Here is an 8,855-nt window from a genome sequence, read left to right on the forward strand (position 1 = left end):
CGGTTTACCACCTGCCCTTTGGCATTTTTGTATTCAAATGCTGCATCCCTTGTTTCCTTAACCCTTTTGGCGATTTCCGTTAGCGCCCAGTCCCATGAAACCTTTTTCCACTCTTTAGCATGTGGCGCTCTGTACATGGGCTCAACAAGTCTGTTTTCATTCTCAGTAAGCTGAGAGATCGAAGCGCCCTTTGAACAAAGCGAACCCCTGTTGATTACATGATCCGGATCACCTTCGATGTTGATGACACGACCGTCGCCCTTCTTACTGGTATGCACAATAGCACCGCATCCCACCGCGCAATAGCAGCAGATTGTGGTGGTCTCTTTGGCATATTTTGTCTTGAGCATTTGCGCATGGGCTTTGACCGGCGAAAGGTCAAACCCAAGGCCGCTTACCGCAAGACCGGCTGCCGAAGCACCAGTAATCTGGATAAACTCCCTTCGAGTAACATTCATAAACCCTACCTCCTTTTATTAGACCTTTTGGTTAACAATAGTATATCGACATCTCTATCCGAGAGGCTCCCTGTGCCCATCTCCCCGAGAGGGCATGGCCCAAGAACAGGGAAGCCATATAGTTTTGTATGGTTTGCTTATAAGGAATAAAGGATAAGACGTAATATCCTAAGACGACCCAGGACCTGGGCGTTAGGAGTTGCAGAGTATTCAGGTGAAACGGACAAGAGGAAAGAAAAATTTATTTTTTTGATTTGTGATAAAAAATGAGGAATCCAATTTTTTCCATCCTAAACTTGATGAATTCATAAAAAACTCAAATTCATTAGCCTTCTGTCAAAATGGCAGATAAACCGAATTGACTGAATGATAAAGCGAACATTCCAATTTGTCAAACTGGATTTTCCGATGACAGGATGGTTTTTTCATAGAAAAAACCGATAGGTTTACTTCAAAAACTTGAGTTGGTTCTTAAAGCTTAAAATTCTATTTTTTGCATTAATATTTTTCATTAACGACTTGACTTTAGATAAAAATAGATTATTATTATGTGTCAATAAATATTCTCATTTATCGACATGCAGGTTTCGTTCCGAAGGAAATATCCATTTGTCAAAGGAAATATCCATTTGTCAAAAGCGGCGGCCTGAAGTTTGGAACCATGAAAATTTTTTGAAAGGAGGGTGTCACTATGACTAATGGAATTGTAAAATGGTTTAGCGATAAAAAAGGCTACGGGTTCATCGAACAAGAAGATGGTCCGGATGTTTTTGTTCATCATTCAGGAATCAATGGGGACGGTTTCAAAACTCTTCATGATGGTGATCGTGTTACTTTTGACATAGAACAGGGTCAAAAAGGTCCTGCTGCAGTAAATGTAACAGTAGTTTAGACCATTATTCCAAACAGAAAAAAAGGCGCTCCATTAATTTAATGTTGCACCTTTTTTTATTTTCTCCGGGTTTCTAAATATTGATAAACTCGTAAAAAGTCTCTTTGGCCTGTCATTTCGAGTGAAGCGAGAAATCCTTGTTTCGACGACAGGAGAAATCTTACTGCAACATATTGAAAAAATAAGATTTCTCCCTGCGGTCGAAATGACACATTCAATGAATCCGACTTTTTACGATGCCATCAATATTGAATAGCCAATCAAGGACCTTATAAATGAAAAGAACAGCAATAATCTGCATTGCCGTCCTGCTGCTGACAGCCGCGGGATCGCTGTTTATTTACAAAAAGCATCTTCTGATTAAGGCCAATATAGAGGCAAGCTTCAACGAACGCCAGTTGATGCTTGCAAAACTGATAAGCCGTAAAACGGAACTGGCCGTGGACGACATCATAAGCGAGCTTTTGACAGCCTCCCGGATAGCCTCAACAATAAAGGGGGATGAAAGATGTCGGGCCGGCCTTGAAACGCTTTATGCTGATCTGAAAGAAAAAAACACAACGCTCCTCTTCCGCCTGGATAACAAGGGAATATTAACGCATTATCTTCCGGAGGACAGGCTGAAAGGTGTGACAGGGAAAGATTTCAGCTTCAGACCCTACTTCAGTGAGGTCAAAAGAACAGGCAGGCCTTATATATCCAGGATGCTCTTGGCCGGCGGCGAAAAACATGTTGACATTAAAGGCCGCTTCAAAACAATTTTCATCATTGTTCCGCTTTATGATAATGGTAGATTCGCCGGTGTATTGGGCGCAAGTATCGATTTTGCCTCAATGCTTGAGAAGAGCATACGTGTCGAGACGATCGGGTCAAGAAGAACGGACTACTGCTGGATAATAGATGATAGAGGGATATTTGTCTCACACCCTATAAAGGAGTTCATAGGCTTTAACGTTTTTACCGTCAGGGAAGAAAGGGCTCCCGGCATCTCTTTTGAAGAAATAAACATGATCATGCGGGAAAAGATGATGAGGGGGGAGTCAGGGACCGATGTGTATATCAGTGGCTGGCACAGCGGGCAAAAGGGAAAAATCAAAAAGCTCATCGCCTATGCCCCCTTTTACCTTGGCGGCAGGCAATATTCAGTTGCTCTGGCGACTCCCGCAGCGGAAGTCACGCTAATGAGCAGGAAGAATTTCGAAAATACCCTGCTCACGATGGCGTTCATCATAGCGACAATACTCTCCGGCCTCCTGTACATCCTGAGCCTTGACCGGCGGCGGATTGAGATGCTGAGGAGAGAAACCAAACTTGCAGAGGAAATAAAAAAATCAAGGGACTACCTCCGGAATCTCCTGGAGAGCGCAAATGATCTCATCTATACCGTTGATACAGATGGCTGTTTCACCTATATCAACCCCAGAATCGAGGATTATGGATACACCCCCGGCGAACTTATGGGAAAGCGCTTTCTGACTATCCTGACCGAAAAGCATCGCGGAAAAAGATTTGAAAAATCGATCGGTGAAAAGATCCCGCAGATTTACAACGTGGAAATCAGGAAAAAAGATAACGCAATCAGAATTTGCCGTATCAGCACTTCACCTCTAATGGATCAGGGAGGCAACATCACCGGCCTTTTTGCCACAGTCAGGGATAGAACTGAGCACGAGCAGACAAAGGCGAATTTGAAATATCTCAAAGAATACAGCGAAAAGATCGTAGCCAGCATACCCTCCTCACTCCTTGTATTGGATAAAGATCTGAACATAAAATCGGTCAACCGAACGTATCGGGAAATAAGGGGATCGGGGGATGATGATGTGGTGGGAAAAAATATCAAAGAGATATTCTCCAGCGATCTCCTGAAAGAAGGGGGGCTCCTCAAGACCCTTGATGAGGTGATTGAGACCGGAGAAACTCGCCGGCTCTATGGGGTAAAACATACCTCTTCGAGTCACCCGGAAAAAATCCTGAACATAACGGCAAGTGGTATCCGCCGTGCAGAAGAAGAAGAAGAAGAAGAAGAAGAAGAAGATATCATCCTGGTCATAGAAGACGTCACCGAAATGGCGAGGCTGACGGAGGAGATCAGAAAAAAGAACAAGGAGATGGAGAGCTTTGTCTATATCATATCCCATGACCTGAGGGCGCCTATCGTTTCTATCCAGGGCTTCTCTTCGATCCTCCTTGCCGACTTTCAGGATAAATTAGACGACACGGGAAAAAGATACCTGGCGCGCATACAGGCCAATGTCAGGCAGATGGAGATTCTCATCGACGATCTCCTTGAGTTTTCGAGGATCGGCAGGGTTGCCGGCGCTTTTGAGGACGTCCCTTCCGTGGAGATAATCAGTGACGTCCTGGATGTTCTTAGCCCCCAGTTGAAAAAGAGGGGCATAAAGGTGAATGTGCAAAGCAGCCTTCCCGTTATTCATTGTGAAAGGATCAGTATATATCAGGTCTTCGAGAATCTGATCCAGAACAGCGTCAAATATATGGGAGATGCCGAAAGTCCGGTGATTGAGGTCGGGTGCAAAAAGACAGGCGGCTTCCACGAATTTTACGTGAAGGACAACGGGATCGGCATCGATCCGGAGTATCATCAAAGGATATTTCAGATATTCCAGAGACTGAAGGAGGTGGACGCAAAAGGGACGGGCATTGGCCTCGCCATTGTGGAAAGGATTGCGGAGGTTCATGGCGGTTCGGTCCGGGTGGAATCGGAGAGGGGAAAAGGGGCGACCTTCTATTTTTCGGTGGGGATAGGTGGAAAGTTGAAGGCTGAAGGCTGAAGGGTTTTCATATAAACATGACCGGCGCCAGGCCGAGCTTATCGGCAAAATTATACTGGCTAAATTTCTGAAGCTCTCCCCCGCCCGATTTGAAAAGTTTATAGATGAGGCGGAAGGAGATCTTCTTTTCAATGCCCTGTCTGAAAAAGGCGCTATAGTCATCAAACAGCTCGAGGGAGCCGAAAAGACCGCGTCCCGTGACAGAGTGAGCCGCGACGCTGTCGGAATTATCGGATGCGCTCCAAATTTTGCTATCCGCTACCGACATCCCGGCTTCGGGAAGGAGTATCTGTTCAATGGCGATCCCAGCCTCTTTGAGAAGGGCGAGGCACTGATGCGGAAGTTGAGGATCATAACCGCCAGAAACCGGATCACCCATGAGATTTTGAACGCCGTTTTTATAGGCCAGAGGGATTATTTTCATTCGGGAAGCCCCCTTGATCTAAAGCCCCTGAGCCGGGCGGAACTTGCCCTGACAATAAGGGCCGGCAACGGGGCGGATCCTGTGATTGACGCCAGCAGGATATCGAGGCTTATTGACGGCAAGACCGTTGTCGTCCCCTCCGGCGGGGAAAGACCTCTCAAATTCTTTTTTCCCACCGGCCGCGACATCCACAGGCGTGCCATAAGCGTGCTGATGGACGAGGAGCGGCAGGAGCTTGCCTCGGGGAAAACAGAGAGACCGCTTAACGATGGAGAGATCAGGGACCGGCTGAAGCAAAGACACGGCCTCGCCATTACCCGGCGGCAGGTGGGATTCTGTCGCCAGGAGCTGGGCATTCCCAATCTTTACCGGAGGAAGGGGGGTGGCGGTTATTCCTCCGAACGGCGCAGATTCTCCGCGGCCTGCCGTCTCGATACGGATTCCGTGAAAAAAAACGCCCCCGCAAAACCGGGTATTTATGAACTCAGCATTGCGGACGCTCAGATCAAATATCCCGGCGGCGCGGACAGCGCGTTTTACATCGGCAGCACCGGAAATATCAGAAAAAGGATGAACGAACACCTGAAGTCGTACAATAAAAACGGGGGTATAAGGGGATACCTGGAAAAATATGATTGCCTTTTCAGGTATATTGTTTTAGAAACAAACTGTCAGGAAGAGGAGAAGAGATTATATGACCTCTTTGCGGACGATTTCGGCGCCCCTCCATGGTGTAACAGGGTAAGCCCGCGGGGAAGCGGAAAGGTATATCCATGAAAATTCTAATCATCGAAGACAATCCGGATCATGCGGAGCTTGCCAGGCTGGCGCTTGAGCCCCACTTTGAGGTTTGTCTGCTTGAATCGGGAGAAGACGCTCTGCGGTATCTGGAAGGCCTTGCCGGGGATGCTTGGCCCGCGGCGATACTGCTGGACTATTCACTTCCCGGAATGGACGGCCTGACTGTATTTGAGCGTATCATGGAGCGGGGATACGATATACCCGTGATCATGGTAACCGGCCAGGGTGATGAAAGGATTGCCGTCGAGGCGATGAAGAAGGGCGCGTATGATTATATGGTCAAATCGGGAAACTATCGGACGCTTTTGCCCTCCGTCATATTTAAGGCTGTGAAGCAACATGAAATGGAAAGGGAGAAAGAGAGGCTTGCTCTCGATATGGAAAGGCTTGTCATCACAGATGATCTGACGGGCATATTTAATCGCAGGTATTTCTATCAGAAGTTGGAGGAAGAGGTGGTCAGGGCAAAGAGGCAGAACGGAAAGTTGTCTCTTATCATGTTCGACCTCGACCATTTCAAGGAATATAATGACACCTTCGGCCATTTTGAAGGAGACAAGGTCCTTAAGGAAACCGGGAGAATCATCCTCTCTTCCATCAGGGACAAGGTTGATTCCGGCTGCCGTTACGGCGGGGATGAATTTGCTGCCATCCTGCCCGGCGCTGACATAAAACAGGCCGACGTCGTGGCGGGGCGAATCCGGGAACTGGTCAGAGAAAAGAGGATGGGCAATATCGGCATCAGCGCTGGCATTGCGGAATATGACCCTGAAAGCGGCATGAAGGATTTTATCAAGACAGCCGATGACGCGCTGTACGAAGCTAAAAAGGTAGAAGGTAAAAGGTGGAAGGTGGAAGACTGAAGACTGAAGGTTGTTAGATCACTTCAGCCTTCTACCTTCTACCTAAATGGCTGAAGGATTATGCGTGATCATACAAAACTTCGGGCATTTGAGCTGGCTGACGAAGTGGCAGTATTGATTTATCAGGTTACCGCAGTGTTTCCGAGAGAAGAGCTGTACGGTCTGACTTCTCAAATGCGACGGGCGGCGGTTTCAGTTCCATCAAACATCGTTGAAGGATGCGCACGTGACAGCCAGGCCGATTACCTTCGTTTTCTCTATATAGCCTTCGGGTCATTGAGAGAGTTGCATTATCAGCTAAATTTGTCGAAGCGTTTGGGATTCTTGCGCAACCAGGATTCATCTCTGATTGAACCAAAGATTGTCGAAACAGAGAAGGTCTTGAATGGTTTAATTCGATCGTTGCGAGTGGAAGACTGAAGGTGGAAGGTAGATATGATTAATATTCCTTCAGCCCTAACAGCCTTCAGTCTTCCACCTTCAGCCTTCTACCTTCAACCTAAATACCTAAATAGAGGAGTTAATATCAAATGAAAGGAAAACCGGTAGATATTTTGTTAGTGGAAGACAATGAGGATCACATAGAGCTGACGTTGAGGGCATTAAAAAATAACCATCTTATAAATGACATCTATGTTGTTAAAGATGGGCAGGAGGCGCTTGATTTCGTATACCATCAGGGCAAATACGAAGACACGGAAAAATACCCCAGGCCTGGTTTGATACTTCTCGATATCCACCTGCCTAAGGTGAACGGCCTTGAGGTGCTGGAGACGCTGAAGAAGGACCCCGATGTTAGGTCCATCCCCATTATTATGCTTACCACGTCATCCAGGGATGAAGAGATAGTGAGAAGCTATGCCGGCGGGGCCAACAGCTACGTGACCAAACCGGTGGACTTTGAGGAATTTGCAAAGAAGATCAAAGACATAAGACTCTACTGGACCATTGTCAACTCATTGCCGAAAATAGACTGAAGGTAGAAGGTAAAAGGCTGAAGGTGGAAGGCTGAAGGTGGAAGGCTGAAGGCTGTTAGGGCTGAAGGAATATTGACACATTCGTAAAAAGTCGGATTTCGTTCCTCTCTGTCATTCCCGTGAAAACGGGAATCCAGTTTTTTTAAGTGCTTAGCCCTCTATGGATTCCCGCCTACGCGGGAATGACAGACTTTTTACGAGTCCATCAATATTAATCATATCTACCTTCCACCTTCAGCCTTCTACCTTCAACCTTCCACCTATCCACCTGAATAACAGGAGGTTTATGGAAATTATTACTGCTGTAAGAGGGTTCAAAGATATATTGCCGGAAGAAACGGGAAAATGGCAGTATATAGAGGAAAGAGCCCGGGAAATATTTAAAAATTTCGGTCTCAGTGAGATAAAGGTGCCGATTCTTGAAAAGACTGATCTATTCAAGAGAGGTATTGGGGAGACCACCGATATCGTCGAAAAGGAAATGTATACATTCAAAGATATCGGGGAGGAGTATCTGACGCTCCGTCCCGAAGCAACGGCATCGGTTATACGGGCATATCTGCAACATAACATGCATGCCGCGGATCCGGTGGCAAAGCTTTTCACCATAGGTCCCATGTTCAGGCGTGAAAGGCCACAGAAAGGAAGATTCAGGCAGTTTCACCAGATAAACGTGGAACTCATCGGCCAGGATGATCCCCGCGTTGACGCAGAACTTATACTCATGCTGATCTGTTTTTTGAAGAGCGTTAATCTCCCCGACCTGGGTCTTGAGATAAACTCACTGGGGTGTCCCGAATGCCGGCCCTTATTTCGGTCAAAGTTGGCTGCTTTTTGCATAGATCATGAAGATGAACTTTGCTCGGACTGTAAAAGGCGTCATACAACCAATCCACTTCGAGTTTTTGACTGTAAAATGGAAGGTTGCCGGGAAATCATATCCGATGCACCCAAATTGCTCGATTACATCTGCCCCGAATGCCAGGATCATTTTGAAAAGGTCAAGGAATACCTGAAAGTTTTTGATATATCCTTTAAAATAAACGCAAAAATGGTCCGAGGTCTTGATTATTACACCAGAACGGCCTTTGAAGTTACGACGGAACTACTCGGGGCACAAAACGCCATAGCAGGGGGAGGAAGATACGACAGGCTGATAAAAGAACTGGGTGGACCGGATATCCCTGGAATAGGCTTTGCAATCGGGATTGAACGCCTGATTTTATTACTGCCGATGAAAGATGAAGAGTTTGTAACGCACCCTCACCTCTTCATTGCCGCCCTTGGTGATGAAGCCCAGGAATTCGCCTACACGCTGTGCAACCACCTCCGAATACAGGGAATCAGAACGGAAATGGATTATTCAGGAAAAAGCCTCAAAAGCCAGATGAGACGTTCAAATAAATTTAACAGCCGCTATACGCTGATTCTTGGTGAAAATGAAATACGGGAAAAGAAGGCTGAATTGAGGAATATGAAAGAAGGGACACAGGAAACTCTGAGCCTTGATAATATAGAGGAAGCGATAAGCAAAATAATAAATCCTGAAATAGACCCTGAATCAAGTTCAGGGTGACATCTTCAGGGTATGGTTCAGGGTGACATCTTCCCCCTTTTGTCATTCTGAACTCGTTTCAGAATCTCA

Annotated in this window: 9 protein-coding genes; 7 read left to right on the forward strand and 2 right to left on the reverse strand. The window is 46.5% G+C overall.

From position 1 onward, the window contains the following. Positions 1-458 (reverse strand): molybdopterin-dependent oxidoreductase (locus Q7J27_07050; GenBank protein MDO9528899.1); only part of this gene is annotated, 458 nt, incomplete at its 3' end. A gap of 691 nt (positions 459-1,149) precedes the next feature. On the opposite strand from Q7J27_07050, the gene Q7J27_07055 reads away from it, so the two are divergent. After that, positions 1,150-1,350: a cold-shock protein gene (locus Q7J27_07055; GenBank protein ID MDO9528900.1), complete on the forward strand. Its 201-nt coding sequence runs from the start codon at positions 1,150-1,152 to the stop codon at positions 1,348-1,350. Positions 1,351-1,625: 275 nt separating this feature from the next. Then, complete coding sequence (locus Q7J27_07060) at positions 1,626-4,145, forward strand: PAS domain S-box protein (GenBank protein MDO9528901.1); 2,520 nt, start codon at positions 1,626-1,628, stop codon at positions 4,143-4,145. Positions 4,146-4,152: 7 nt separating this feature from the next. Here the strand turns inward: Q7J27_07060 and Q7J27_07065 are convergent, their stop codons facing one another. Further along, entirely contained in the window at positions 4,153-4,569 is a 417-nt protein-coding gene (locus Q7J27_07065; protein MDO9528902.1) for a hypothetical protein, read from the reverse strand. On the opposite strand from Q7J27_07065, the gene Q7J27_07070 reads away from it, so the two are divergent. The 5 genes from Q7J27_07070 (at position 4,480) to hisS (ending at position 8,786) form a co-directional block, all read left to right on the forward strand. Next, positions 4,480-5,346 (forward strand): GIY-YIG nuclease family protein, encoded by an 867-nt coding sequence (locus tag Q7J27_07070; GenBank protein MDO9528903.1) that lies wholly within the window; start codon positions 4,480-4,482, stop codon positions 5,344-5,346. The genes Q7J27_07065 and Q7J27_07070 overlap by 90 nt on opposite strands. Further along, positions 5,343-6,233 carry a diguanylate cyclase gene (locus Q7J27_07075; protein MDO9528904.1) on the forward strand — a complete coding sequence of 297 codons (891 nt, stop codon included), beginning with the start codon at positions 5,343-5,345 and terminating at the stop codon, positions 6,231-6,233. The genes Q7J27_07070 and Q7J27_07075 overlap by 4 nt, the downstream gene beginning before the upstream one ends. A 60-nt stretch (positions 6,234-6,293) precedes the next feature. Continuing rightward, entirely contained in the window at positions 6,294-6,653 is a 360-nt protein-coding gene (locus tag Q7J27_07080; GenBank protein ID MDO9528905.1) for a four helix bundle protein, read from the forward strand. A gap of 110 nt (positions 6,654-6,763) precedes the next feature. After that, positions 6,764-7,210: a response regulator gene (locus Q7J27_07085; protein MDO9528906.1), complete on the forward strand. Its 447-nt coding sequence runs from the start codon at positions 6,764-6,766 to the stop codon at positions 7,208-7,210. Between the two features lie 286 nt (positions 7,211-7,496). Next, positions 7,497-8,786, forward strand: a complete 1,290-nt coding sequence (gene hisS / locus Q7J27_07090; protein MDO9528907.1) for a histidine--tRNA ligase — start codon at positions 7,497-7,499, stop codon at positions 8,784-8,786. The last annotated feature ends 69 nt before the right edge of the window (positions 8,787-8,855 follow it).

This window comes from Syntrophales bacterium (genome assembly GCA_030655775.1).
Taxonomy (GTDB): domain Bacteria; phylum Desulfobacterota; class Syntrophia; order Syntrophales; family JADFWA01; genus JAUSPI01.

What these genes read in the sequence shown, in the direction of transcription:
- Q7J27_07055 (MDO9528900.1), top strand. Translation starts at nt 1,150, where the DNA reads ATGACTAATGGAATTGTAAAATGGTTTAGCGATAAAAAAGGCTACGGG.
- Q7J27_07060 (MDO9528901.1), top strand. Translation starts at nt 1,626, where the DNA reads ATGAAAAGAACAGCAATAATCTGCATTGCCGTCCTGCTGCTGACAGCC.
- Q7J27_07070 (MDO9528903.1), top strand. Translation starts at nt 4,480, where the DNA reads ATGCGGAAGTTGAGGATCATAACCGCCAGAAACCGGATCACCCATGAG.
- Q7J27_07065 (MDO9528902.1), bottom strand. Translation starts at nt 4,569, where the DNA reads ATGAAAATAATCCCTCTGGCCTATAAAAACGGCGTTCAAAATCTCATG.
- Q7J27_07075 (MDO9528904.1), top strand. Translation starts at nt 5,343, where the DNA reads ATGAAAATTCTAATCATCGAAGACAATCCGGATCATGCGGAGCTTGCC.
- Q7J27_07080 (MDO9528905.1), top strand. Translation starts at nt 6,294, where the DNA reads ATGCGTGATCATACAAAACTTCGGGCATTTGAGCTGGCTGACGAAGTG.
- Q7J27_07085 (MDO9528906.1), top strand. Translation starts at nt 6,764, where the DNA reads ATGAAAGGAAAACCGGTAGATATTTTGTTAGTGGAAGACAATGAGGAT.
- hisS (MDO9528907.1), top strand. Translation starts at nt 7,497, where the DNA reads ATGGAAATTATTACTGCTGTAAGAGGGTTCAAAGATATATTGCCGGAA.